This window comes from Streptomyces sp. NPDC019443, from assembly GCF_044389785.1.
Lineage (GTDB): Bacteria > Actinomycetota > Actinomycetes > Streptomycetales > Streptomycetaceae > Streptomyces.
In genome coordinates, this window is sequence record NZ_JBIRYJ010000003.1 from 618721 (window position 1) to 645345 (window position 26625).

Genomic DNA, 26625 nt, shown 5'->3' on the forward strand with positions numbered 1-26625 from the left:
TCGGCTACCATGCGGCGCATGCCCTCTCCCGAGCACGCACCCTCCGAGACCTCAGCCCCCCGGCGGACCCCGCGCGGGATCCGCACCAGGGACGCCCTGGTCGCCGCCGCCCGGCGGATCTTCGAACGAGACGGCTACCTGGACGCCCGGATCGTCGACATCGCGGCCGAGGCCGGCGTCGCCACCGGCAGCTTCTACACGCACTTCGCCTCCAAGGACGACGTCTTCGCCGCCGTCCTCGCGGAGTTGCAGGACGAGATGCTGCATGCGGGAGTCAGCGACGGCAGCCGCAGGGAGCTGCGGCGTGGTGTTGAGGAAGCCAACCGTGCCTATCTGGAGTCGTACCGCCGCAACGCAGCGCTGATGGCCGCCATGGAGCAGGCCGCCGCCGTGGACCCGCGGTTTCTGCAACTGCGGCTGCAGCGGTCGCAGGCGTTCATCGACCGCAGCGCCGCAGCGATCACGCGGCTCCAGGAGGCGGGACTCGCCGATCCGGCGCTCGACCCGGCGGTCACCGCCCGGGCGCTCAGCGCCATGGTGAGCCGTATGGCGTACGTGACCTTCGCCGCCGACCAGCCCGTGCCCTTCGAGACGCTGGTCGAGACCCTCACCCGGCTCTGGACGAACGCGCTCCGCATGCCCCAGGCGTGATTCCCGGCCCGCAGACCTGGGCGGGCGGTGAACGGCAGCTGCGGCGGGCCGGGGGGCCTTCACCCGGACGGGCCACCGCCCGTGAGGTGTTCGGCATCGCGTTCGAGGTCATCTCGTGCTTCGGCGAAGTGATCCGCGGCATCATGCCGCGCGGAACCCCGGACTTCGACCTCTCACGCGACGCGACGAATCTTCGGGTGATCTACTACAGGGATGTGGGCGACCGCGAGGTCCTGGCGCACGAGCACTCGGGCGTCCAGATGCTGGGGCTCCAGCTGCCGTCGTCCGATCAGGGGCTGCAGTACGTACTGCATGACGACACCTGGGTCGAGCCGGTGATCGCCAAGACGGACATCGTCCTGTGCAATATCGGCCGCATGCTTGCCAGCGCGCGGCTCCGACTACGACCCCTGCGCCGATCATCAGGGCACCGGTCAGCCAGCTGGGCCTGGTTGCGGGCTCCTTCGCCGGTTCCGGCTCGGGGAGTTCCTTGCGCTCGATGTTCTTCATCGAGTAGGCGATCACGGAGGGCGACCTCGCGGATGGCCAAGCCGTCACCGACTCGAGCCCGTTCGCACCCCGCGAGCACCTGGCCGCCGTCGCCGCCGAACTCAACTGCCGCCCATGCAAAACGCTCGGCTGGGAAACCCCAGCCGAGCGCCTGCATGAACCGCTCGCGGCCTGACCAACACGACCACGTGTTGCAACGACCCCTGGAAAGCGCCGACCGGTCCGGGTCTCCGTACCTGCCGCGCTTACTGCGGGGGCGTCAGCCCCGTGCCTGGAACGTCACCTCACTCACGCCCCAGAGGAACTCCCCGCCCAGCGGGTTCTCCGGCCATTCGGCACGGAAATTCCGGACGAGAAACTCCACCATCCCGCAGTCGTAGCGGCTCCACAGCGAGCCGTTGCGCTGATAGACCACGACCGGCCACTTGGCGGGATCGTCGTCCGACGCGTCCCAGCACAACATGTCCGCGGTGGCGTCGACTCCCCAGGTGATCAGCACCGGAGAAGTGCCCTCCAGCTCGGGTGTCTTCTCCTCCGTCTCCCAGTCGGCCTCGGCGTTCGCCGTCTCGATCACCATGCCGTCCCGCGGTGCCTGCTCCAGCGGCACCTTGGGCTCCGGCCTGCCGATCGACAGGTAGTTCTGCACCGCGCCGCCGCCGTAAACCTCCATGAAGCGCTGGTAGTCGAGCGGGAACGGCTTGCCCCACGACGCGGTGAGGGCGGCCCAGTCGACCGTCGTGCCCCCGTCCGTCGGGGGCGGCATGAGCCGTCGCAGGGCGTCCAGGTCGGTCGGCTCACTCATCGGTACCTCGCTCTGTGTCCGTTCGATCCTCGTCGGTCCGCGTCATGGGGTGCTCCCCGTGGGTGTCGGCGCACCGCCGCTGCTCTGTGTGCCGAGATTGTCTCCCGTGCTGAGTTCGTTCGGTATGAACACCTGGAAGTTGAGCCCGACCGAGCCGTCCGGATTGACGCCGTACGCCGACATGTCGTACCCGGTCGGCACCGTCCTGCTGCCGTCGTAGCGGGGTGACACGGTGTACATGACGTCCTGGCCGGCCATCACGGCCGTGTAGACCATGCTCTCGTACTTCCTCATGTGCTCTTCGCCCTGCGTGGAGCCGATCTGCTTGGCGTTGGCGCCGCGCGCGCACGGGGAGAGATTCGCCAGGACGCCCTTGCCCGCCAGCTTGTTGCCGATGAGGTGACAGGCGTTGACGTTCTTCTGCTCGTCCAGGCCCTTGCCCTTGGCGAAGTTCTGCGCCCACGTGTATCCGGGCGGGTTCGAACCCACGGCAGTGCCCTTGTTCTTCTTCAGGTACTCCTTCGTCAGGCAGGCCTCTCCCGCCGTGGCCCGGTTGCCGTTGGCCGCGTCGCGCTGGCCGTACTTGATCCAGCCGTCGCCGCAACCGGACCGGTTGTCGTCGTCGTCGGGCTCGGGCTGGGGCCGCGGCAGGCGCCGCGGGTCGGGTGCGGGCTGGTCGTCGGCGTCGTCCCGCGCCCGCGAGCGCTCGTCGATCCGTTCCCGGACCTCGTTGACGACGTACTCGACGGCGGCAGCGACGGCGATGATCGCGACCGTGACGACCACCGCGGCGACGAAGACCGCGGCGACCACCGGGATGGCGAGGGCGAACCAGTGACCGTCGATCTCGACGTTGCTGATCGGGTTGCCGCCGGTGAAAGCGTAGCGGTTGCCGGTGAAGGGGTCGCTGCCCAGACCCATGTCGGCCAGGGCCCCGTTGTACATGTCCCGGGTGGTGAAGCGGTTCAGCCCCGGGTCGTAGTCGCGGAAGCCCATGTCGTACGTGCCGGATCCGGCGTCCCACCGCTTGGCGTTGTAGCGGTAGGAGTTGTACTCCTCCTTGGTCGGATCGGAGGCGTCCGGCTTGTCGATGCCGGTGAACTCCGACGAGTCGTCATTGCCGTAGGCCGTGTAGCCGTAGGTGGCCTTGGTGTTGCCGCTGCCGTCGGTCAGGGTCTCGACGTCTGTGTGGCTGTTGTAGCCGTAGTACGCGTCCTCGGTCGTCCCGTTCTCGTTGTGCTTGACCTGCGACAGGCGCTGGCCCCACGGGCTGTACTGGTACGACTTGGTGAGCTTGCCGGCCACCTCCTCGGTCAGCACCTCCTGGGAGAGGCCGAGGTAGCGATAGTCGGTGGTCTTGCCGTCGGCGGTCTTGGACGAGGTGCGGTCGAGCGGGTCGAAGGTGTACTTCGTCGACTTCATCGCGCCGTTCGCGTCCCGCTGCTGGGACTCGACGACGTGGTCGAAGCCGTCGTAGATGCTGCGCGAGACGACCTGCCCGTCCTGGGACGTCGACTCCTGACGGCCCAGCGGGTCGTAGTTGAAGGAGGTGACGGACCCGGCGGTGGTCGACGTCTGCAGTCGGTTGCGGTCGTAACGGAAGTCCGTGGCGGTGCCGCCGACGGTCTGCTGGACGACGTTGGCGTTGTCGTCGTGGACGTACGTCTCCGTGGCGGCGCCGTTGCCGGTCTTCACCGACTTGGCGATCCGGTCGACCGGGTCGTAGGTATAGGCGGTGGTGGACTCCAGGTACGCCGAGTGGTTGTCGGCGTTCATCTTCTTCGCCGCGTCCTGCGCCTTGTTGCCGTTGGCGTCGTAGGCGTAGGTGTGCGAGGCGACCAGCGTGCCGTCGGCCTTCTTCTCCGCGCTGGTCTTCACCGAGCCGTCGAGGAAGTAGGTGTGGTCGACGGTGTTGCCGTTGTCCTTGGTCTCCCGCAGCGCCTCACCGCGGTCGGTGTAGGTGTAGGAGGTGACCTTGGGGTCGGTGTCCGTGGGCGACGTGCCCACCGAGACCGACTTGACCTTCTCCCTCAGGTCGTAGGTGTACTTCGAGTACTGGTCGGGGTGGGTGATCGTCTCGGGCTGGTCGTTGGGGTCGTAGGTGTAGGCCGTGCTCGTCTTCTCCTGGCCGGCCAGGGTCTCGGTGATCCGGGACACCCGGTTCAGGCCGGTGTAGGAGATCGTGTACTTGTCGACCTTGGCGCCGGACGACAGGTCGTCGATCAGCGAGAGGTTGTCGTTGAGGTCGTAGGCGTAGCGGAAGTGGTGCTTCTCCGCGTCGATGTCGCCGGTCAGGTCGCGGACCAGTTTGACCCCGTCGGCCACGACCTTGCCGTCGGCGGCCTGGAACAGCTCCAGCTTCGCCGCGTTGCCCTGGGTGAAGTCGTACGTGCCGACACTGACCCAGGTGCCCGCCGCGGTGGACTGGTCGACCGTCTTGTCGGTGCTTCCACCGGCGTGGGTGACCTTGTACCTGGCGGTCTTGCTTGCGCCCGTGACCTGCGGGAACTTCACGTAGGCGGTGTACTTGCCGTTCTTGGGGATGTTCAGTGTCCAGGAGTACGCGTCCGTCCCGCTGCCGGCCGCGTGCACGCGGTGGTCGAAGCCCTGCTGACCGGTGAGGCTCGCCGTGGTCCAGGTGCCGGTGGAGCCGGTGTGCTGGATGTCGGAGTTGTCGACGAGGGGCACCGCGGTGCCGACCGGCACGCCGTCGTCGGTCTTCTCCTTCAGCTTGCCGTTCGGGTAGTAGCTCCAGCCCATGGTGCGGCTGACGGAGTCGCCGGCGGAGCTCAGCGTCCTGGAGGTCTGCAGCCCCAGGTCGTTGTACTCGTAGCTGGTCTTGATGTCCCACGGGTCGGTGGAGCTCCTGGTCCACCCGTTGTCGTAGTAGGTGACCTCGGTGTCGTTGCGGACCGTCTGGCCTTCCGAGGGCGGCAGCGAGGTCCGGGTGACGCGGCCGGCCGCGTCGTAGAACGTCTGCGTGTAGACGTTCGGGTCGTTGTAGCGGGCGTCCGACGGGTTGTACGGCAGGTACTGCTTGACCGGCCGGTTCAGCGCGTCGTACTCGGTGCGCTTGGTGAAGTCGTCGGCGTTCGCGGTCTCCGTGCCGCGCGGGGTGATCACCCGGGTGGCGTTGCCGACCTGGTCGTACTCGTAGCGGGTGGTCCGGTACGTGGTGTCGCCGCCGGTGCCCGAGTGCGGAACCTTGATCTCGGTCTTGCGGCCCCGCTCGTCGTAGCTGGACAGGGTGGTGTTGCCGTCGGGGTCCGTGTCGGCGACGACCAGCGCGTCCTTGTCATAGCTGCGGCGCGTCAGGTTGCCCAGCGGGTCGGTGACCGAGGTGACCCGGTGCTCCAGGTCGTAGGTCATCTTCGACGAGAAGTCGTCGGGGTCCGCCGTCCGGTTCTTCTTCGGGTCGACGACCTTGACGTTGTTGCCCACCGAGTCGTACTCGTAGGAGATCTTCTCGCCGACGGCGTTGACCACCGAGGCGAGCTGGTAGATCTCGTCGTAGTTCTGGGTGGTGGTGTAGTCGTCCGGGATCTCGGGTGTGGCCACGCCCTTCGGCTCGGTCGTCGTCCTCAGGTGACCGGTCTTGTCGTAGGTGTAGGCGGTCCGGCGCAGGGGCTCGGTCGGCGAGTCCTGCGGAGAGGTGGCCTCGGTGATCTGGTCGGCCGCGTCGTAGACCGCCGTGGAGACCGCTCCGGTGGGCGCCATCGCCTTGGTGACGTTGTCGTTGGCGTCGTAGTCGGGTGCCGGAACAGTGATCAGGTCGTTCGTGGCCTGGTCCCTCGGTACCGTCCTGACCAGCGGCCGGCCGTACGTGTCGTACGTCTGCGTGGTGCGGTGGCCCAGCGGATCGGTGGACTTGGTGACCTTGCCGCGCTCGTCGTACTCGTAGGTCGAGCTGTTGTCGAGCGCGTCCGTGATCTTCGCCGGGTAACCGGTCGGGACGAACTCGCTGTTCACCGTGGAGTGGCCGTTGGCGTCGGTGGCCTTGGTGAGCTGACCGTAGGCGTCGTACTCGTACCGGGTCGTGTAGTCGCCCTCGGTGGGCGTCGAGACGCCCTTCGGGTCGGTGACCGACTTCAGGTTGCCGAAGGTGTCATGGCCGAACTCCCAGGCGCGGCCCTCCGGCGACGTCTTGCGGTACAGGTCGGAAGAGTAGCCGTCCAGCCGCTTGACGTACTCGAACTTCTGGGCGTTGACAGGGTACTTGCCGGGCGCGCAGTCGCTCTGGGGCGGGACCCCTCCCGTGTTGTGCTCGGCGGTGCGCTTCCACAGCGGGTAGCCGGTGAGCGCGTCGTAGCAGTACGCGGTGACGGCTCCGTTGTTCTCCTCCATGTAGGTGACGTTGTTGTCCGCGTCCCACGCCAGCTCGGTCTGCTGCGACTTGGCGTTGACGGACCGCACCGGGCGCCCGTAGTCGTCGGTGACGTACGTGGCGTCGTGGCCCTCGGCGTCGGTGACCACGGTGGACGTGAAGCGGGTGTCGGCCGTGTCCGGGGCGTAGGCGAACTCGGTGGTGCCGCCGATGCGGTCGGTGATGGTCTGGGTCCACCAGTGGTACTTCGGGTCGTCGCCCTCGCTCGGGTAGTAGTAGTCGAGGCCGGTGGCGTTACCGCGCGGGTCGCTGATCTGGACCAGCTTGACGTTCTTGTTGCCCTGGGTGGCGTCGTACGTGAAGCCGAAGACCTTCGGCTGGGACGAGCCCGCGCCGTCCGTCAGCTTGGTCAGCAGTCCCTTGTCGGAGTACTCGAAGGCCAGCTTGCGGCCCGAGACGTCGGTCATCGACTTGAGGTGGTCGATGATCTTGGGGCTGCTGGTGTCCGACTTGGTGTAGTAGGCAGCGGTGAGCGTCTGCCGCCCGGCAGGGTCGGTGATGTACTTGAGGAACTTCGTCGGTTTGTTGTTGGACTTGCGTTCCTCGTAGGTGAACGTCTGGGTGTTGCCGTTCTTGTCGACGACGGACGTCTGGTAGCCGTCACAGCCGAACAGGAACCGGGTGCCGTCCGGGCGCGTCAGCGTCCAGGCGTCCGGTACCGGGTCCTTCGCAGGGGTGCAGTCCAGTCCCGGTTTGGCCGACAGCCGGAAGTGGACGCCGGCCGGCGCCTTCCACGTGCCGTCTTCCTGCTTGCGGAAGACGTGGGTGGTCCCGTCCCCGTCGGGCAGCCGGACCTCTCGCGGGTTCGGGTTCGGGTGGAAGTCCAGCGGGGCCCCGAGCCGGATCGGCCCCGCGGCCTGCACGGACCAGCCGTGACCGGCGACGGTGTCCGACGTGTCCTGGGTGTTGTAGGCGAAGCGGACGAAGGTGTTCAGACCGCGGCCCGGGTTGCTGAGGGCGTTGTACTGCCAGACGCTGTTCCCGGCGGCGGTGTTGTTCATCAGCGACGAACCCGCGCCGGTGTTCTTGCCGTTGTACGAGTAGTACTTCTCCAGGCCGAGCTGGTCCGAGGTCGGGTCCTCGACGGTGACGTTCTGCTGGAGTCCGGGTATGCCGCCCGTGCTGGACAGCCAGGTGCCCGCCGCCGTGTCCCGGACGTCCCAGGTGAGGACGTACTCGGTGCGCTTGTTGCCGGAGTCGGAGTTGATGGGGGCGCGGATCGCGGCCTGCAGGGTGACCGAGTCACCAGGCAGCAGATCGGCGGGCAGGGCCGTCTGGAGCTGGTTGCCGCCGGTGGTGACGTCCGTGCCGTCCGGGAGCGTCCACCGGTAGCTCAGGGCGTGGGTGCCGGCCTTCCAGACGTATGTGGTGGTGTTGGTGAGGGTGAACTCGACGGTGTGGTCGCTGTTCGGGGTGATCCGTGCCGGGGTCTGCGGCGCGTAGTACGTCGACTCGGTGGTCGAGTCGATGTAGGTGACCACGATCCTGGGGTGGAGACGGGGCTCGGCGCCCTCGGAGGACAGGAACAGGGTGCGTTCCTGGGAGGCGGCCTCGTCGGCCATCTTGATGGCCACGCCCTGCTGGGAGGCGGGGGTGGTCACCCACGACTGCGCGAGGGAGGTGATGCCCCAGTCGTGGCGGGCCGGGTCGTTCGTCTTCGCGCCCGTGTCGCCCGCGACGGCGCCGAAGTCACCGCCCGCGGTCGTCCAGTTGGTGTTCGAGTTGGCCTTGACCCAGGTCGCGGTGGCCTCGTCGAAGTCACGGGTGAGCGGCCGCAGCTCATACACGGCCCCCGCAGTGTCCTGAGCGGTCTGCGTGCTCCACAGCCGTACGTTCGCGTCCAGGACCCGGGCGGTGGTGGGGATGCCGAGGGCCGGGAACTTCAGCAGGGCGCGGGTGTCGCCGTAGGTGGCGGAGTTGTTGCCGACGCTCAGCCAGTTCTTCGGGCCGCCGTCGTCGATGGTGTCGTGGGTGTTGGTGGAGCGGACCGAGGACAGGGTGGTGTCCTGCGACGCTGTCAGCACCTTCGTCGTCCGGCCCGCCTTCGGGAGGCGGACCAGCTGCGTCGGAGCGGCGACGACCTGCCCGTCCTTCGTCTTCACCGCGACCATGTAGTAGTACGCGCGACCGAAGGGGTCCGGGTCGCCCGCCTTCGTCGGCACACCCGTGGTGTCCGTGAACGCCGTGGTGCCCGGCGCGACGGGCGACACCAGAGTGGCGGCCGAGGGGGTGAAGGTCTGGTTGATGGAGCGGTGGACCTGGTACTCGACGATGTCGTCGCCGGTCCCGATCGGGTCCTGGTCCTGATACGCGGACCAGGAAAGCTCCGCGCCGGTGTCGTGGATGGTGGTCGGAGCCGCGAGATCCACACCCTGACGCCCGAAGGTGAGGACGAGGCGCGGGTAGTTGGCGGTCTCACCGCCGTATGCGAACTCACTGCCCTCGTACCGCGGACCGCCCTTGGGGCCGTTCGCGGACTCGTCACCGGCCTTGATCACGAAACCGTGGTTCGTGTAGGTGCCGTCGACCCACTGCTGGACGGTCTTGGTGACGGGGAAGGTGTGCCAGGTGTTCAGCTCACCGGGCTTCTTGGTGACCACACCGCCCTTGGTGAACCGGACGGCGTCCGCGATCACCGACGTCGACGTCGACGCTGGACCGTCACCCAGGACGATCTTGCCGAGCGTGCCCGCCTTGAACCGATGCGACCCGAGCGTCTTCCAGACCCCGGCCGTGCCGGCCTGCTGGTTAACCAGGTACTGCTTCGACCCGCCGTCGTAGGTGACGGTGTACGGGGCGTTGGTGGCACGGTCCGAAGCCGGGACGTAGTGCGTCTCGACCTGATACGTACCGTCCTCGGGAAGGCTCGGCTGCCAGGTGTACGTGTCACCCGCGACCGTGTCCTTGTTGTACAGGTAGTCCTGGTTCACCGCGTGCTGCGTGTACGTCGTGTTCCCCGACGCCGGCCACGAGCCCACCGCAGCGGTCTTCCCGGAGTCGCCGTCGTCGACGACCACGGCCGTGCCCGACAGCTCACCGGTGAAGGTGTTCGCGCTGTTCCAGGTGGCGTTCTCCTCGGTCCACGCCTGGGTGGCGCGGTGCGCCTCCAGCTGGACCTCGGTCTCGCCGGTGGTGTGGGTCTGGTCGTAGTACAGCTTCAGGTCGGCCGCATCCAGCTTGGTGCCGGCCGGTACGCCGGTCAGCGGGAACTTCAGCAGTGCGCGGGAGGCGCCCGTGCTGGTGTTGCCGACCGACAGACGCCAGTTGTCGTCGTAGTTCGACGCCGGACCGTCCGAGGAGATCATCACGTCCTGCGCCGTGGTCGGCGTCGGCGCGATGGCGATCGTCGGGTCGATCGTGACCGGGTACTGCCGCTCCGGTGCGGCGAGCCATTTCGCGTCCGGAGTGACCGTGAGCTTCCAGCCCTTGCCGGCCCTGGTCAGCTTCTGGGTGACCTTGTTGCTGTACGAGAACCCGTACGGCGACTGGGCGTTCTTCCTGGCGTCCGTCATGAACGCCGCGGGGATCACCAGGACCGGATTGGCGGCCTCGCCGTAGAAGGAGACCGAACCGTCCTTGCCCGGCTTCGGCGTCAGCCCGCCGGCGTCCAGCGTGAACGTGAAGGAGACCGGGCCCGTGGGCTTCCGGTCCAGAACGATGTTCTCCTTCACCCGGCCCGGACCGACCTGGTACGCCAGGTCCGCACCGGCCACGGCGTCCTTGTACGTGACGGTGTCGCCCTTGGCGACGGGGGTGAGCTCGCCCGCGCCCTCGAGGCCCAGAGTGACAGCATGCCCGTCACCGGACTCGAAACGGATCAGCCTGCCGGCGTCCGATCCGAACCAACTACGCGCGGCATTCGTCGTGTTGGCGAAGGCGAAGCCCTTGGCACCGGTCGGGGTGACCGTCGGATCGATGTCCTTCCACGACTTCCCCGACCGGTACGCCGTCGGCACCGCCGACACCTCGGCCTGCACCCGGCCGTCGGACAGCTGCCAGTATCGGGCGTTCGCCGTACGACTGCCCGTCAGTTCCGCAATGCGCTTCGGCTTCGCGGCCACCTTGCCCTTCGGCAGCTTCTCCCGGCTCGGCAGCGTCGGAGTCCCACCGGTCGACGGCTCCTCCGGCCCGCTCGACTCGCTCTCGTCCTCCGAGAACCAGCCCGCAAAGGCATCGACGATACCCTCGTCGTTATCGCGCGAAACCGGTGCCGCATAAGCGACTTGTGGCAGCAAGGTCCCGGCGACCGCCGAAACCACGAGGCAGGCTATCGCCCGCCCGTATCTCATTCTCACGCCATCCCCTTCATCGGCACCCATTCCGCAAGGCGAAAAAGGCGCACCGCCGCGCCGACGCGGCCACTCCGTCGCCGGTCACGGTGGACCTGACCTCGGACCGGAGCACCTCAAGGCACGCCAGACCAGGCCACCTTCCGCATACGGAAGAGTGGCCTCGTCAGAGGTGAGCCGATCACGGCGGGAGGATCCTCGTCACACAGTTGATGGTTCGTCAACCGACCGCGCAATTACGGCATTTCGCTGGACAGACCGATGCCAGTTGAGGTCACCTTGACCGAATTTTCTGCTGCCTGGCACTCCTTGAATCCGATGGTGTATAACCCAGCCGAATTCACGTCTACAGAAAGCCGGGCCATGCCGACGACCGAAGAACCGGCAGGACGGGATGAGTCCGAAGCCCCGGACGCCACAAGGGTTTCCCGGACCCCGGACGACCGCCGCACCGACCGCGGCGGCATCGCCGTCGCCGCGGCTCTGCTGCTCGCATGCGGCGCGTTCGTCACCTATGGAGTCCTCAACTCCGACGACGACCCGGCGGACAAGCGGGCGACCACGCCCACCGTCGAGGTGACCTACGAGGTGCTCGGCGAGGGCGCGGCCGACATCTCCTACCGCGGGGCCGGCGGCGACAAGGCGAATACCGTCACGAACGTCGGCCTGCCATGGCGGAAGACCGTGAGCGTTCCGCTCGGCGCCTCCCCGATCTTCAACGTCACCCTGGGCGAGAAGGGCGGCACGGCCAGCTGCACCCTCGCCGTACGTGGCAAGCACGTCCAACGCGCCACCGCCACCGGTACCTTCGGCCGGACCACGTGCAGCAGTGAACTCCCCACCCCCAAAGCGTCCGCAGCGCCTGAAGGAGCCCAGTGACCCCCGCACCTCTTCCGCCGTACGGGCAGGGGCGTGGTGGCCACCGCCGTCACCCTCGCGACCCTCGGTCTGACCTCCCCGGCGACGCCCGCGGCGCAGATTCCGGCCGGAGTGCGGAGCATCGCGCTGCACGGCTCCGATCCCGCCCAGCGGTCGCTGCCCGCTCGGCGCACAGAGCCGCTCAGCCTGCTCGGCGTCACCTGGGCCGAACCGCGCACCGAGCTCGGCGGCACGGCAGAGGTCCGTACGCGCGACAGGGCCACCGGTGTCTGCGGTCGAGCCCCGCGCGACGCCGCCAGCGGTGGAGCAAGGGATCAGATTGGGCTGGCGTCGGCCGCATGCCGGATGAGCCCAGGCGGTGTCCCCCATCCGCACGGAATGTCGAAGTTCAACGCTGCGTAGTCAGCACCAAGTCAGCACGGGAGAGGTGATCAGGGGTGCTGACGTGGGGTTTCAGGTCAGCACCGAACCAGCACGGGAATCAGCACCGGGCCACCAAACCGTGGCGAATCACGCAACTCCGATAGGCCCCTTCCCCACTCCAATTCGCACTCTGACCCAGCCCCCACGCTCCCGTCATGGTGGTCGCGCGCACCCTGACCCCCCGAACTGTGGTGTCCCACCACATGTGCCGGTGACCTGCGCGTTTCTACGGTGTGGCGACACCTAAACGTCCCCGCACCTCGCCCGGAAGTGGTGACCATGGCCGCCTCTGCAGCCGCTCCACCCACACCCAGCTCACTCAAGCGCATCGTCGCCGCGAGCCTCATAGGCACGACCATCGAGTGGTACGACTTCTTCCTCTACGGATCGGCCGCCGCGCTGGTCTTCAACAAGCTGTTCTTCCCCGGCTCCGACCCGCTCGTCGGGACTCTCCTCTCCTTCCTCACCTACGCCGTCGGCTTCGCCGCCCGCCCCCTCGGGGCGCTGGTCTTCGGGCACTACGGCGACCGGCTCGGCCGCAAGAAGCTGCTGGTGCTGAGCCTGCTGCTGATGGGTGGGGCGACCTTCGCCATCGGGCTGCTGCCGACGCACGCCACCATCGGGAGCGCCGCGCCCGTGCTACTCACCGTGTTGCGGCTGGTGCAGGGGTTCGCGCTCGGCGGTGAGTGGGGCGGGGCCGTGTTGCTCGTGTCGGAGCACGGGGACGCCAAGCGGCGCGGGTTCTGGGCTTCGTGGCCGCAGACCGGGGCGCCCGCCGGGCAGTTGCTCGCCACCGGGGTGCTCTCCGCTCTCACCGCGTTGCTCTCGGATGCCGCCTTCACCTCATGGGGCTGGCGCATACCGTTCCTCCTCTCCGGTGTGCTCGTGATCGTCGGTTTGTGGATACGTCTCTCTGTCGATGAATCTCCGGTGTTCAAGGCGGCGCTGGCACAGGCCGAGGAGCGCAAGGCGGTCTCCGGGCAGGTCGAGAAGATGCCGCTGGTCGCCGTGCTGCGGCACCACTGGCGCGATGTGCTGGTGGCGATGGGTGCGCGGATGGCGGAGAACATCAGCTACTACGTCATCACGGCGTTCATCCTCGTCTACGCGACGACCGCGGTGGAACTCAGCAAGCAGACCGCGCTCAATGCCGTACTCATTGCCTCAGCCGTGCACTTCGCGGTGATCCCGGCGTGGGGCGCGCTGTCGGACCGGATCGGGCGCAGGCCTGTGTATCTCGTCGGCGCGATCGGTGTCGGCGCCTGGATGTTCCCGTTCTTCGCGCTCATCGACAGGGGCAGCTTCGGCAGTCTGCTGCTCGCCGTCACGGTGGGACTTGTGCTGCACGGGGCGATGTACGCGCCCCAGGCGGCGTTCTTCTCCGAGATGTTCGCCACGCGCATGCGCTATTCCGGGGCCTCCATCGGTGCACAGTTTTCATCCGTCGCGGCCGGTGCTCCGGCTCCGCTGATCGCCACCGCGCTCCTCGCCGACTACGACTCGTCGACGCCGATCGCGCTGTACGTCATCGCCGCCGCGCTGCTCACCGTCGTGGCCATCGGCTGTGCGCGCGAGACCCGGCAGCGGGATCTGAACGCAGTCGAGGCCGAGCCGGTGGAAGACGGCGGGCCGGCGGCTCGAGCGGCCGATGCGCGAACTGCCTGACAGGCAGGCCGGTAGGTAGGTAGGCAGACGTATGGCGTAGGGCCCTGCGCGGATCCCAACGGGGTCCGCGCAGCGGCGCGTTCAGTGGGCGACCGCCGCAGACATCGCATGCAGCCGCAGTGCCAGCTGGATCTCCAGCGCCCTCGCCGGTGACTGCCAGTCGGGGCCGAGCAGTCGGCCTATTCGCTCCAGGCGCTGGGCCACAGTGTTCACATGGACGTGCAGGTCGTCCTTCGTACGGGCCGGGCTCATACCGCTCGCGAAGTACGCGTCGAGCGTACGGACCAGGTCAGTGCCGCGCCGCCGGTCGTACTCGACGACCTCGCCCATCGTGCGCTGTACGAAGCCGTCGATGTCGCCGGGGTCGGCGAGCAGCAGGCCGAGGAAACCCAAGTCCTGTGCCGCGGCGCCCTGTCCGGAGCGGCCGAGCAGGCGCAGGGCGTCGAGGCAGCGACGCGCCTGTGCGTACGCGCCGGCTATCGGGCTCGGATCGCCGGCGGGCGCGGCCACCGGTGAGGACGCGCCGACGGTGACCAACTCCCTGAGCGTGCCGCCCAGTGACCTGGCGGTCTGGCGCGCGACGTCGGACGCACTGTCGTCGGGGCCGAGCGGCAGCAGCAGTACGGTGCCGCCGTCGCGAGCAGCCGCCAGGCCCGAGCGGGTCGCGGCCAGGTGCGAGGCGGCGGACCACAGACGCTGTCGGTCCGCGGTCTCCCGCTCGGCGGTAGCGGTGTCCCGTCCGGTGGAGTCCCGGCAGGCCGCGTCCCGGTCCGCGGCGTCCGTGCCGGGGCCGTCGATGCGGGCTGCGAGCACCACATGCGGGGCGTCCAGGTCGGCCCGAAGCCGTGCGGCCCGCTCACGCAGCAGCCGCGGGTCGCGGTCGGCGGCGTCGAGGAGGTCATCGAGCAGCTCGCCCCGTACACGCTGTTCGGCGGCGTGGGCGGAGCGCCGGGCGAGGAGCAGCAGCGAGGTGACCATGGCGGCGCGCTCCAAGGTGCGCCGGTCGACGGGATCGAGGTCCCGTCGGCCGCGGAGCACCAGGGCGCCCAGCAGCTCGCCGCCCGCCGAGACCGCTGCCACCCAGTCGTCTCCCTGGCGTATCGCACGGCCGTCGGCGCCGGTCGCGTCGAGGTCGTCGTCCGTGAACTCGACCGAGCCGTCCAGGACTTCGGACAGGGCGGCGGCCACGTCATGAACGCCTCCGCCCCGCAGCACCACTTCGGTCAGCCGGTCGTGGACCTCCGAGGCACGCTCGATGACGCCGCTGTGATCCCGGATGATTTCGTTGGCCCGTTCCAGCTCGGCGAGCGCCGAGCGGGTCTCCGCCAGCAGGTTGGCGGTGTCGATGGCGACGGCGGCATGGGCGGCGAAGGAGGCCAGCAGCGCGACCTGTTCGCGTTCGAAGACTCTCTCGCGGCGGTCCGCGGCGAAGAGCACGCCGATCACCTGGCTGCCGAGCATCAGCGGCACCCCGAGGATCGCGACCAGGCCCTCGTCGCTGACGGCAGTGTCTATCGCCCTCGTGTGTTCGAAGCGGGCGTCGTCGAAATAGCTGTCGGTGACATACGGTCGGGCGGTCTGGGCGACGAGCCCGCCGAGCCCCTCCCCCATGCCTAGCCGCAGCTGCTGGAAGCGCGCCGACACCGACCCTTCCGTGACCCGCATATAGGTGTCGCCCGCCGACGGGTCGTTGAGGCTCAGATAGGCGACCTCGGTGCCGAGCAGCGAGCGGGCGCGCTGCACGATCGCCCGCAGCACGGCGTCGAGGTCGCGCAGACCTGCCAGGTCGTGCGCGGTCTCGAAGAGCGCGGACAGCTCGGCCTCGCGCCGTCGCCGCCCCTCCAGCTCGGCGCGCACCCGCAGCGCGAGCTGCTTGGCGTGCTCGATGGCGGCGAGCTCGTCCGGTGCCGCGCCGCTCGCGCGGGCGAGCAGCACGGGCCGTTCGTACGCCTCGGTGGCGGCACCGCGTGCGAGGAGCTCCAGGTAGGAGGCTTGATCGTGGGACATGGACACAGGATTACCTGCCGTACGGGTGGTCGCACCAGCCCTGTGGACGACGAAGCCGTTGTGGACAACCGCGTCACCCTCGACAGGCGGCCGCGGGATGTCTCGGGAAGCCCCGGATGTCTAGTGGGCGGTCCAGCCACCGTCGATGGCGAGCGAGGTGCCGGTAATGAAGGAGGCCTGCGGGCTGCACAGATACAGCACCGCTTCGGCGACCTCCTCCGGCTCGACCAGGCGCTTGATCGCGGAGTCCCTGAGCAGTACGTCGGCGAGGACGCGCTCCTCGGCCACGGAATGGGCCGCGGCCTGATCGGCGATCTGTCGCTCGACCAGCGGGGTCCTTACATAGCTGGGATTGACACATACGGACGTCACCCCATGTGGAGCACCCTCCAGGGCCGCGGTCTTCGAAAGCCCCTCCAGACCGTGTTTGGCGGACACATAGGCGGACTTGAAGGCAGAGGCTCGCAGCCCATGTGCGGAAGAGATATTGACGATTCGGCCCCACCCTTGGGCGTACATGTGCGGAAGGGCGCCCCTGATCAGCCGGAACGGCGCTTCCAGCATCACGGTGAGCACAGTGTGGAAGACGTCCGGCGGGAACTCCTCGATGGGCCGGACCAGTTGCAGCCCCGCGTTGTTGACCAGGATGTCCGCACCGGCGGCCGCCGCCTCCGCCGCATCGAGATCGGTGAGGTCCAGAACCTGCGGTTCCACGGCGCCGGCCAGCCCCGGGGAGTCCGCGGCCAGGGCCTCGAGGCCATCGGCGTCCCGGTCGACGGCTCTGACCTTCGCACCGGCGGCTGCGAGCCGCAGCGCGCAGGCTCGGCCGATGCCGCCCGCCGCGCCGGTGACGAGTGCCGTACGGCCACCGAGGTCGAGGTCGACCGTACGAGGATGGCGAGGACGAGACTGAGGTGCGGGACCTGGTGTGGTGGGCGCGGTCATGCTTCGCACCCTAGGCAGTGATCACCCCCCGACCGATGTGGTCGCCACCCATACTTCACTGCTCGATGGTGGGTTGAAACCATGCCGGTCCCTCGGTCTGCGCCTGCTTGATCCGGAAGAGTGAGAACTCCTTCAGCTCCGGCAGCGCGTCCACAGAGAACCACCCCACCTCCAGCGACTCGTCATCATTGACGCGAGCCTGTCCGCCCACCGCCCGACAGCGAATGCAGACGTCCATGAACTGGCACTGATCGCCGTTGGGGTAGGTGACCGGCTTCCGCAACGTCTGCACGAGCACGACCCGCTCCGCGACACACTGCACCGCGGTCTCCTCGTACACCTCCCGCACAGCCGCCACCGCCGGCTGCTCCCCGGGCTCCGGAATCCCGCCGATGATCGACCACTTGCCGGTGTCGGCACGTCTGCCCAGCAGCACCCGCCCCTCGTCGTCGAAGACGACCGCGCTGACGCCCGGCAGGAAGAGAAGCTGATGCCCGGCGGTGGCCCGGATCTCGCGGATGAAGTCAGGGGTTGCCATGCCTTCGACCCTAACCGGCGTCGACCGGGCCCTGCTCCGACCGCTCCGACGGCTCCACCCGCTGTTCCCGCTGTTCCCGCTGCTCCTGCTGCCCCCGCCGAGTCCGTACGCCCCGAACGACCACCCAGCCCAGACCGCCCACCCCGACCAGCACCAGGAAGCGCTCCGGCCAGGTCCCCAGCCGGGTCGCCGGAGTCAGCGACGAGCGCAGCGGCACCTCGGCCACCAGCGCGTCCGGGGTGAACATCTTCGTCTTCTGGACGATCTTCCCGTCCGGCATGATCACCGCGCTGACGCCGCTGGTGACGGGGACGACGACCGAGCGCCCGTGCTCGACCGCCCGCACCCGCGACATCGCCAGCTGCTGATACGTCATCTCGCTGCGCCCGAAAGTGGCGTTGTTGCTGGGTACGGAGATCAGCTGGGCACCGTGTGTGACGGTGTCCCTCGCCGCGTCGTCGAACGCCGCCTCGAAGCAGGTGACCATGCCGACCTTGGTGCCCGCCAGATCGAAAACGCCCACCTTGTGGCCGGGGCCGAAGTCCCGGCGGACGCGGTCGACGTCCGAGTTGACGAGCCGTACGAGCGAACGCATCGGGATGTACTCGCCGAACGGCTGCACATGGCGCTTGTCGTAGGTGTCGACGGGGCCGCGCGTGGGGTCCCACTCGATCAGGGTGTTGCGGAGCTTCCCCGTGTCGGGAGTTACCACCGCGCCGACGACGGTCGGCACGCCGATCGCCCTCACCGCGTCGTCGATGACCACCCGGGCGTCGCCGTTGCGGTACGGGTCGAGGTCCGAGGAGTTCTCCGGCCACAGCACGAAGTCCGGCTGGGCCACCTTGCCCGCCTTCACATCGGCGGCGAGCTGCTCGGTGCGGCGCGCATGGTTGTCGAGGACCGCACGGCGCTGGGAGTTGAAGTCGAGCCCCAGGCGCGGCACATTGCCCTGGATCGCGGCGACGGTCGCGGTGCCGTCCTCGGCGGAGTCGTCGACGAGCGGCAGGGCGGCGAGTGCCGCGGTGACGGGGACGAGCACGCTGAGGAGCGCGGCGGCCGCGGCGCTGCGCGGCAGCTCGCCGGTGCGCCGGTAGGCGAGGACCCGGCGGACGGTTTCGTACAGCCCGAATCCGCACAGTGCGACGGCGAAACCGAGCAGCGGGGTCCCACCGACCGCCGCGAGCGGCAGGAAAAAGCCGTCCGCCTGGCCAAAGGCGATCTTGCCCCAGGGGAAGCCGCCGAACGGCACCCGGGCGCGGGCCGCCTCGCCCACGATCCACACGGCGGCCGCCCACACCGGCCATACCGGCAGCCGGGAGACGGCGGCGATGCCCAGACAGGCGAGCGCGACGAACACCGCTTCCACCGCCGCCAGTGCCACCCACGGCACCGGGCCGACCTCTTCGCCCGTCCAGATGAGGAGCGGCAGCAGAAAGCCGAGGCCGGTGAGGTAGCCGAGACCGAGGGCGGGCAGCGGCCGACGTCCGTACAGCGTCCAGCCAAGCAGCGCGAAGGCGGGCAGCACCAGCCACCACAGGGGCCGCGGCGGGAAGCTCACGAAGAGCAGCACCCCCGAAAGCGCGGCGGCACCCGGCCGTACGAACCGGCGCAGCAATGATCGGCCGGCGGTGGCGGGCTGAGGGGTGTCGACGGTGGTGATGGTGGCGCTCACCTGGCGGAGTCTACGGCGGCAGGCTGTGCTCCCGGCAGTCCGGTCCGCGCTGTCGGCAGTGCAGACCGCGCTTGTCGGCAGCGCGGACCGGGGCGGGCGCCGGACTGCCGAAGCCTCGGCCGCAGCAACGTTCCTGCGCAACCCATCCACAAACCCCCGTCTCTGCCGTTACCGTGTGCGCCAGTCCCTGCCACCCGACCCGGTTCGGCTGCTACGGCAGGGCCCGTCACAGGTCGGGGGGTCGACGGGATGGCTGCACCGGACAGCCGGTCCGCGGCGCGGGAGCACGGCGGCGCGAGCGATGTCGCCGGCGTCGTCGTCCTGAGCGGGTGCGCCGTCTGGTCGCTGATCAGCGCGGCGGGACGCGAGGCCCGGCCCGAGGGTGTGCTGCTCGCCGTGTTCGCCGTGGCCGCGGGGTACGCCTGCGGCCGCATCTGCGGCACGCTCCTGCCCGCTGCCACCGCGTCGGCCGCGGCACTCGCGGCCCTCGGCCTGGCGATCGCCTCGCGGCAGGGAGTGCCCGGCGCGAACGTCGGAGCGGCCACCCAGCCCGGGCATACAGGCGCGGCCGCCGCGCTGCTGGTCCTCGCCGCCGGCGCGGCCTGTTGCGCCGCCTCCGCGGCCCGTCCGCCCGTGCTGCGCCTTGGGCTGCGGGTGCTCGCTCTCGCCGTCGCCTGCACCGCGCTCGCACTCGGATCCTTGGTCGGGTTCGCTGCTGCCCTCGGCGTACTGCTCTGCTCGCTCGCGGCCGTTCGGATGCGTCGGCGGACGGTGGCGATCGCAGGTCTGGCCCTCGCCGCCGGCCTGGTCGTCGCCACGTCCTGGGGCGTGGCCGAAGACGCGCTGCCGGACGGACTGACCGTCTCGCTGGAGGGCCAGCTGACCCAGAACCGGGTGGCGTTGTGGCGGGACGCGATCGCGCTCGCCCAGGAGGATCCGATACGGGGCGTGGGCCCCGACCGCTTCGGCAAGCTGAGCAGCACGGCTCAGCAGTCGCTGGGCTCCGACGGCAAACCGCACTCCGCCTCGCTGCAGCAGGCGGCCGAGCAGGGTGTGGTGGGGGTGGCGCTGCTGGGGGCGGCGTTCGGCTGGATGCTGTACGGCCTACTGCGCTCGCCCCGGTCCACGCCGGTGGTACTGAGCGCGGGCGCCGCGCTCACGGCGCTGGCGGTGCTGGCGAGCGTCGGCAATGCGCTGAGCTTCGCCCCGGTGACGGCGGGCGCGGGGCTGCTCGCGGGCCTGGCGACGGCGCGCGTGGCGGCCGAGGGCGGGGCGGGGGCGGGTACGCAGGTGGCGCGCCAGACGGAAGCGGACAGTCGCGCGGTATAGAGGCGACATAGCGGCGACCAGTGTTCAAGGGGGCCGCACGGTTCAGCCGGGCCTCAGAGGCCGATGGCGGCGCAGCGCTACGCCCCCGCGGGCTTGGTCGTACCCGTCAGGTGGAGGCGGTCGCGGATCGCCCGCACCGCCGCTTCCGCGTCGTCCACGGTGACCGTGAAGATCCTGCCGTCGCCCAACGTGACGACCAGGCCCTCGCCGCGGCGTACGACCACGGCCGTGCCCATCTCCGGGCGCCAGCGGTACCCCCAGCCGCCCCATTGACACGGGGTGACCTTCGCTACGAACTCCGCGTCCACCACGTGGGAGAGCGGGATCCGCCGACGCGGCAGGCCGATGTGGCCGCAGCGCACCTCGACGGCATCGCTGTCGACCTTGACCGCCACATGGACGAAGGCCAGGGTCCCGTAGAGGATCATCAGGCCCGCCGCGACGCAGCCGATCACGGACATCAGCAGTGGGACGATGCCCGTGGTCCATGCGTAGTCGACGGCCAGCTCGATGCCGAGCGCCATGCAGGCGGCACCCGCCGCGGCGAGCAGCCACTGAATGCGGTTGGTCGCACGGCCGGTCCAGATCGCGGGCGGGGGCGTTGTGGGATGCCCCGATTCGCGGAAGTGGTCCCTCATGGCAAGCAGGGTACTCAGATTCCTACGGCAGGGCATGGTCTCGACCGTATGGATCACAAGGAAGGAGCGGCCCCGGTAGGGGCGTTAGGACGAGCGCTGAGCTGGCCCGATCACGATCAGTGCGCGGGGCTCACTGCCTCCAGCAGGCCGCCTTCCAGGTAACTGAGCGCCTGCTCGGGGAGGGTGGACTCGCGGCCGCTGAGCAGCACCGTGAGCCGGTTGCTCGGAGCGGCGTCGGGGGCCGGCTGCTCGCCGATACGGCGTAGTGCCTGCGCGGCGACCGCCCCGGCCGACCCGTGCAGAGCCACGGAGTGTCCGACAGCGGCACGGATCCGGTCGGCGACCAGCTCGTAATGGGTGCAGCCCAGGACGACGGCCCTTACATCACTGGGCGTGAGGGCGGCCGCGGCTGCCACCGCCGCGTCGATGGCGCTCTCGTCGGCCCACTGCACGGCGTCCGCGAGCCCAGGGCAGGGCACTTCGGTGACGGCGACCGAGCCGGCGAAATCCCGGATGAGGCCACGCTGATACGGGCTGCCCGTGGTGGCGGGCGTGGCCCATATCGCGACGGGGCCGCCGCCGGCCGAGGCCGGCTTGATCGCGGGGACCGTGCCGATGACCGGGATCCCCGGCTCGAGCTCGGCGCGCAGAGTGGGCAGGGCGTGCACCGATGCGGTGTTGCAGGCGACGATCAGCGCGTCGGGGCGGTGCAGGGCGGCCGCGCGGGCCGCGGCGAGTGCACGCCGGGCGACATCGTCGGGCGTACGCGGCCCCCAAGGCATGCCGTCGGGGTCGGAGGAGAGGACGAGATCCGCGTCCGGCCGCAGCCTGCGTACCGCGGCGGCCGCCGCAAGCAGGCCGATTCCGGAGTCCATGAGCGCGATCTTCACCCGGTCACCATAGTCGACTGCCCTTGCGGTACTGGCGCAGTGGGGCAGACTGCGGCGAATGAGCGCCGTTGCCTGGATCGCCGTGGGATCACTGGCCACATGGGGATGGCTGCTGCTCGGGCAGGGCTTCTTCTGGCTCACGGACCAGCGACTGCCCCGGCGCGAGGCCCCCGACCGCTGGCCGGATGTCGCCGTTGTCGTGCCCGCGCGAGACGAGGCAGAGGTGCTGCCGTTCAGCCTGCCTTCCCTGCTGGCGCAGGTTTATCCGGGCCGTGCGGAGATCGTGCTGGTCGACGACGGCAGTACGGACGGCACGGGGGGACTGGCCCGCTCCCTCTCCGAGCGCCATGGCGGACTGCCGCTGCGTGTGGTCTCCCCCGGCGAGCCGGAGCCCGGCTGGACGGGGAAGCTCTGGGCGCTCCGGCACGGCATCGCCCTGGCCCGGGCCGACGGTCCCGAATATCTGCTCCTCACCGATGCCGATATCGCGCATGAGCCGGACAGTCTGCGCGAGTTGGTGGCAGCGGCCCGTACGAACGGGCTGGACCTCGTCTCCCAGATGGCGCGGCTGCGCGTCGCGAGCGGATGGGAGCGGCTGATCGTGCCCGCTTTCGTCTACTTCTTCTCGCAGCTCTACCCCTTCCGGTGGGTCAACCGCCCGGGGTCGCGGACGGCGGCCGCTGCGGGCGGCTGCGTCCTGTTGCGCGCGGTGGCGGCCGAGCGGGCGGGCATTCCGAAGTCGATCCGGCAGGCGGTGATCGACGATGTGTCGCTGGCGCGGGCCGTGCGGCGCTCAGGCGGCCGGATCTGGCTGGGGCTGGCGGACGGGGTGGACAGCGTGCGGCCGTATCCGCGGCTGGCGGACCTGTGGCGGATGGTGTCGCGCAGCGCGTACGCCCAACTGCTGCACAGTCCCCTGCTGCTGGCCGGGACCGTGGTGGGGCTCGCGCTGGTGTATCTCGCGCCGCCCGTCACACTGTGCGCCGGCGTGTGGGGGCACGATGCGGCGGCCGGCTGGGCCGGGGGGTTCGCGTGGGCGGTGATGACGGGGACGTATCTCCCGACGCTGCGCTACTACGGGCAGCCGCTGCTGCTCGCGCCCCTGCTGCCCTTCACCGCCCTGCTGTATCTGCTGATGACCGTCGATTCGGCGGTACAGCACCACCGCGGGCGCGGCGCGGCCTGGAAGGGGCGTACGTACGCCCGACCCGAGGCCACGCCGGACCGGTGACCTGCCCAACCGGCGTTACTTCCTGCCGGGCGTCCAGTTCATGCCCCAGCCGTACGCGTAGTCGATCGTCCGCTGCGGGCTCACACCGCGCTCCGGGACCAGGAAGCGGGCTTCGCGCTGGACGACGAGATCCGAGCCGGTATTGGTGATCAGTGCGAGCGCGCAGACGGTCGACGGTACGGTGCACTCGCCGAGCGAGAAGTCGATGGCGGCGCCGTGCTGCGGCTGGAGGGTGACCGTCGCGTCCAGATCGGCGAAGCTGCGAGCGCCTTGGTAGATGGTCACGAAGATGACGACGCGGCGGAGCCGGTCCTTGTGGTCCAGGTTGATGGTGAGGTTCTCGCCGGATGTCCCGCCGGTGCGGTCGTCGCCGTCGAGATGGATGTACGGGGGCTGCTGGAGCGAGCCGAAGGCGTTGCCGAGGGCCTGGACGACTCCCTTGCGGCCGTCGGCGAGTTCGTAGAGCGCGCACAGGTCGAGGTCGAGGTCCGCGTGCATGGCGACGGCCCGGCCGAGTTTGGCGCCCCAGCCCTGGAACTGCTTGCGCACCTGCCAGCTGAGGTTGACGCGCATCGCGCCGGAGGTGCCGCCCTGCTTGGTCAGGGAGACGGACGGGGTCTCCTTCGTCAGCGTCACCTTGCTCAGACGTACGGGAGCGGAAGGAGCGGGCGCCGACGGCGGAGACACAGGCTTCACGGGGGCGGGCGCGACGGGCGCCGCGGGCGTTACAGGAGCCGTCGAAGCGGCAGCCGGGGCCGCCTGCTGAGGCTCGTCGACAGAGATGCCGAAGTCCGTCGCCAGGCCCTCGAGTCCGGTGCTGTAGCCCTGCCCCACCGCGCGGAACTTCCACGCGCCCTGGCGCCGGTACAGCTCGCCGAGCACAAAGGCCGTCTCGACCGTCGCGTCCTGGCTGTCGTACCGCGCGATCTCGGCGCCGGACGCCGCGTCAAGCACCTTGATGTACAGGCCGGGCACCTGCCCGAAGCTGCCGCCGTCGGCCGAAGCGGCCAGCACGATCTTCTCGATCGCGGGCTCCACGCGCGCGAGGTCGACCGACAGCAGGTCCGTCACGTTGTCCGGCGCGCTCTGCTTCCCCTCGTGGCGTACGGCTCCCGAGGCGTGCGACGGCTGGTTGTAGAAGACGAAGTCCGCGTCGGAGCGGACCTTTCCCGATGCGAGGAGGAGCGCCGAGGCGTCGACATCCGGTGCACCGGGACCTGTACGCCATCCCAATTCGACGCGAACGTGCTGCGCCGGCACCGGAGTATTGGCTCCTTTTAGCATGGACATGCTCGCCCCCATCGCGAGTCGGGGTGTCCCGGAAAATTCATCTGCCGCCAACCTAATCCCCAGGGCACCCGGGACGCCCTGGCCGACCCGTGGGTAACCCGCTCTCAGCTTGCCCTTTACACGATCTACGCGCTTCCCGGCGACCGATTTTCCCGGGTTCGCTCGCATTGGGGATCCGCGGTCACTCGCATCTACTGAAACAACCCTCTTATCGGGCTCCCCAACCAGCACATCGTGGGCTTAACTTATGTGCCATGACCTCCCCCCGCGCCACCTACGGCGGCGGTTACTACTCCGCTCCGTCGTTCCCCGACACCCCCATCTACGACTCCCTGGTCGCGGAGCGGGGCACGCCTCAGATCGCCCCGATCCGAGTGCCTGCTGCGTACGACACCGGCAACAGCTATCTGCCGGCGCTACCCGCGGCCCTGCCCGCCCTCCCGGCGGGCCCCTCGTATTCCTCTCCCTCCTACGGCTCGTACGGCTACCCGCAGCAGATGCAGCAGCCCGTGCCGCTGCAGCACGCGCCCGCGCCGTACATCCCTCAGCAGACCTCCGTGCCGCGCGGGTACCCGGGCCCTCAGCCCCAGGCCCAGCCGCAGCAGCAGCGTCCGGTGCCCACCGGTTACGAGGCGATGCGCCCGGCGGCCGCGCGTCCTGCGCCGACGCCCGCCCCCTACGACGACCCGTACAACCGTCCGTACCAAGGCCGGGGGTACTGACCGGCCGGATGTCAGCGGGGGCTGGCACTATGGCTGTATGTCCAACCCAACCATCCGCTCCATCCATGTCCACCCGGTCAAATCGGTGGCGGGGTACGCACTCGGCGAGACGGCTGTAGAGCCGTGGGGACTCGCCGGGGACCGTCGGTGGACGCTGATCGACCCCTCGGCCAAGGTGGTCACCCAACGCCAGCAGCCACGGCTGGCGTTGGCCCGTGCCGAGGCGATGCCGGACGGCGGGATCCGGCTGACCGCGCCCGGGCACGAGCCGCTGACCGTCGCCGTTCCCGAGCCGGTCGGGACTGTCGCGGTGCAACTTTTCGGGGACAAGGTCGAGACGGTGCCTGTCGAGGGGCCCGCGGACGACTGGTTCAGCGACTATCTGGGCGCCGAGGTGCGGCTCGTCCATCTCGACGACCCGGCCACTCGGCGCCCCATTGACCCTCAGTACGCGCTCCCCGGCGAGACGGTCCATCTCGGCGACGGGTATCCGCTGCTCGTCACCACCCTCGCCTCACTCGACGCTCTCAACTCCCTCATCGCACAGGGTGATCACGCCGACGAGGGACCGCTGCCCATGACCCGGTTCCGGCCGAATGTCGTCGTCGACGGCACGGCACCCTGGGCCGAGGACGACTGGCAGCGGATCGTGCTGGGCGAGGTCACCTTCCGGGTGGCCAGGCCCTGCGGCCGCTGCGTCATCACCACCACCGACCAGCGCACTGCCGAGCGTGGCAAGGAGCCGCTGCGGACGCTCGCCCGGCACCGCCGCGTCGGGGACAAGGTGGTCTTCGGGCAGTACCTGGTGCCGGAGCGGACCGGCGTCATCCGGGCCGGCGACACCGTCAGCGTCCTCGCATAGGTCGCCACGACCCGGGAACCCTCCAACCCGGGAACACCCCGCGGTGACAGACGCGTTGGACGGTTGGCGGGTGTGGGTGGCGGGTGAGGGGCGCCGGGTGACTTTCCTCTCTCTTCGCGCCACTCGTGCTTTTGCCGTGCCGTACCGGGCTATGACGGACGCGGAAGGGGGTGCAGGACAGTGCGAGCAGCCGCAGGAGTCTGGCGCTGGCGCCGCAATCCCCTGCGCCGTGCGACCGATCTCTTGGAGGCGTGGGCGGCGCTCGTCGCCGCCGTGCTTCTCGTCACCGCGGCCCCGGCCGTCGGCTGGATCACCGGGAGCCTGACCGACGAGTCGTTGCGCCAGTCGGTACGCATGCAGCGCGAGCAGCGTCACGCGGTCACCGCGACGGTGCTGAAACCGGCCCCGGCGCACAAGCCCGCCGCGTACGACCCCGAGTCCTCCGCGGCCCACGACAAGCGCCGTCCGATCGTCGCGAAGTGGACGGCGGCGGATGGCAGTCGGCACACCGGTACGGTCTCCACCGTGCTGCGGACCGTGCGGCCCGGCGACACGTTCACCATCTGGACCGACCGCGCCGGCCGGATCGTCACTCGCCCGATGGACGCGGCGACTGCCGGCGTGCACGCCGCCCTGGCCGGGACAGGCGCCGCGTTCGCCGCCGCGGGACTCGTCGAATGCGCCAGACGGCTGGTCGTCTCGCGACTTGTACGGCGCAGATACGCGCGCCTTGACCGGGCGTGGGCCGCGGCCGGCCCCGACTGGGGTCGTACGGGCGCGGGCAGCTGACCGGTCACGTCTCGTCAACTCCCGCTCGTCGCGCGCGCTACGGTTGGGCATCCCCCTCGGGGGTCAGGGGGCGTCCCCTTCAGAGACGCGGCGGCAACAGGATCACGAG

The 26625-nt window shown here is 69.6% G+C and carries 19 protein-coding genes; 9 read left to right on the top strand and 10 right to left on the bottom strand.

All coding sequences use genetic code 11. The features are described 5' to 3' along the window. Window positions 1–18 precede the first annotated feature (18 nt). The gene (locus ACH492_RS13170; RefSeq protein WP_398985789.1) at window positions 19–651 is read left to right on the top strand and encodes a TetR/AcrR family transcriptional regulator; all 633 of its coding nucleotides are present in this window, start codon (window positions 19–21) and stop codon (window positions 649–651) included. Window positions 652–824: 173 nt separating this feature from the next. On the opposite strand, the gene ACH492_RS13175 is transcribed toward ACH492_RS13170, so the two are convergent. The 3 genes from ACH492_RS13175 to ACH492_RS13185 form a co-directional block, all read right to left on the bottom strand. Next, window positions 825–965: a hypothetical protein gene (locus ACH492_RS13175; RefSeq protein ID WP_398985791.1), complete on the bottom strand. Its 141-nt coding sequence runs from the start codon at window positions 963–965 to the stop codon at window positions 825–827. 455 nt (window positions 966–1420) lie between these two features. Continuing rightward, window positions 1421–1963, bottom strand: coding sequence for a hypothetical protein (locus tag ACH492_RS13180; protein WP_398985793.1), 543 nt, complete (start codon window positions 1961–1963; stop codon window positions 1421–1423). A gap of 42 nt (window positions 1964–2005) precedes the next feature. Beyond that, the gene (locus ACH492_RS13185; RefSeq protein ID WP_398986219.1) at window positions 2006–10636 is read right to left on the bottom strand and encodes a DNRLRE domain-containing protein; all 8631 of its coding nucleotides are present in this window, start codon (window positions 10634–10636) and stop codon (window positions 2006–2008) included. A 363-nt stretch (window positions 10637–10999) separates the two neighbouring features. Between ACH492_RS13185 and ACH492_RS13190 the strand changes: the two genes are divergently transcribed. The 3 genes from ACH492_RS13190 to ACH492_RS13200 all read left to right on the top strand — a co-directional run bounded on the left by ACH492_RS13190 (window position 11000) and on the right by ACH492_RS13200 (window position 13603). Further along, entirely contained in the window at window positions 11000–11515 is a 516-nt protein-coding gene (locus tag ACH492_RS13190) for an MmpS family transport accessory protein (RefSeq protein ID WP_398985795.1), read from the top strand. A 33-nt stretch (window positions 11516–11548) separates the two neighbouring features. Beyond that, window positions 11549–11917, top strand: coding sequence for a hypothetical protein (locus ACH492_RS13195; protein WP_398985797.1), 369 nt, complete (start codon window positions 11549–11551; stop codon window positions 11915–11917). A 300-nt stretch (window positions 11918–12217) separates the two neighbouring features. Beyond that, complete coding sequence (locus ACH492_RS13200; protein ID WP_398985799.1) at window positions 12218–13603, top strand: MFS transporter; 1386 nt, start codon at window positions 12218–12220, stop codon at window positions 13601–13603. An 81-nt stretch (window positions 13604–13684) separates the two neighbouring features. On the opposite strand, the gene ACH492_RS13205 is transcribed toward ACH492_RS13200, so the two are convergent. From ACH492_RS13205 to lnt, 4 genes are all read right to left on the bottom strand, one after another. Then, on the bottom strand, window positions 13685–15610 hold the full coding sequence (locus ACH492_RS13205) for a helix-turn-helix domain-containing protein (protein ID WP_398985802.1): 1926 nt from the start codon (window positions 15608–15610) through the stop codon (window positions 13685–13687). A gap of 120 nt (window positions 15611–15730) precedes the next feature. Beyond that, complete coding sequence (locus ACH492_RS13210) at window positions 15731–16555, bottom strand: 3-hydroxybutyrate dehydrogenase (protein WP_398985805.1); 825 nt, start codon at window positions 16553–16555, stop codon at window positions 15731–15733. Between the two features lie 55 nt (window positions 16556–16610). Then, window positions 16611–17093: an NUDIX hydrolase gene (locus tag ACH492_RS13215; RefSeq protein ID WP_398985807.1), complete on the bottom strand. Its 483-nt coding sequence runs from the start codon at window positions 17091–17093 to the stop codon at window positions 16611–16613. Window positions 17094–17103: 10 nt separating this feature from the next. Then, a complete protein-coding gene (gene lnt, locus ACH492_RS13220) occupies window positions 17104–18765 on the bottom strand; it encodes an apolipoprotein N-acyltransferase (protein WP_398985809.1) in 1662 nt (553 codons plus the stop codon). A 249-nt stretch (window positions 18766–19014) separates the two neighbouring features. Between lnt and ACH492_RS13225 the strand changes: the two genes are divergently transcribed. After that, on the top strand, window positions 19015–20094 hold the full coding sequence (locus ACH492_RS13225) for an O-antigen ligase family protein (RefSeq protein ID WP_398985811.1): 1080 nt from the start codon (window positions 19015–19017) through the stop codon (window positions 20092–20094). Window positions 20095–20171: 77 nt separating this feature from the next. On the opposite strand, the gene ACH492_RS13230 is transcribed toward ACH492_RS13225, so the two are convergent. Together ACH492_RS13230 and ACH492_RS13235 are read right to left on the bottom strand one after the other, a co-directional pair. Next, window positions 20172–20732, bottom strand: coding sequence for a hypothetical protein (locus ACH492_RS13230; RefSeq protein ID WP_398985813.1), 561 nt, complete (start codon window positions 20730–20732; stop codon window positions 20172–20174). Between the two features lie 116 nt (window positions 20733–20848). Beyond that, window positions 20849–21622 (bottom strand): glutamate racemase, encoded by a 774-nt coding sequence (locus ACH492_RS13235; protein WP_398985815.1) that lies wholly within the window; start codon window positions 21620–21622, stop codon window positions 20849–20851. Window positions 21623–21680: 58 nt separating this feature from the next. Between ACH492_RS13235 and ACH492_RS13240 the strand changes: the two genes are divergently transcribed. Further along, window positions 21681–22853, top strand: coding sequence for a glycosyltransferase (locus tag ACH492_RS13240; RefSeq protein ID WP_398985817.1), 1173 nt, complete (start codon window positions 21681–21683; stop codon window positions 22851–22853). 15 nt (window positions 22854–22868) lie between these two features. Here ACH492_RS13240 and ACH492_RS13245 read toward each other — a convergent pair whose 3' ends face one another. Continuing rightward, window positions 22869–24155, bottom strand: a complete 1287-nt coding sequence (locus tag ACH492_RS13245) for a TerD family protein (protein WP_398985820.1) — start codon at window positions 24153–24155, stop codon at window positions 22869–22871. A gap of 242 nt (window positions 24156–24397) precedes the next feature. On the opposite strand from ACH492_RS13245, the gene ACH492_RS13250 reads away from it, so the two are divergent. The 3 genes from ACH492_RS13250 (at window position 24398) to ACH492_RS13260 (ending at window position 26516) form a co-directional block, all read left to right on the top strand. Beyond that, window positions 24398–24865, top strand: a complete 468-nt coding sequence (locus ACH492_RS13250; RefSeq protein ID WP_398985822.1) for a DUF6643 family protein — start codon at window positions 24398–24400, stop codon at window positions 24863–24865. Between the two features lie 37 nt (window positions 24866–24902). Beyond that, window positions 24903–25727, top strand: a complete 825-nt coding sequence (locus tag ACH492_RS13255) for an MOSC domain-containing protein (RefSeq protein WP_398985824.1) — start codon at window positions 24903–24905, stop codon at window positions 25725–25727. A gap of 180 nt (window positions 25728–25907) precedes the next feature. Next, window positions 25908–26516: a hypothetical protein gene (locus ACH492_RS13260; protein WP_398985826.1), complete on the top strand. Its 609-nt coding sequence runs from the start codon at window positions 25908–25910 to the stop codon at window positions 26514–26516. The last annotated feature ends 109 nt before the right edge of the window (window positions 26517–26625 follow it).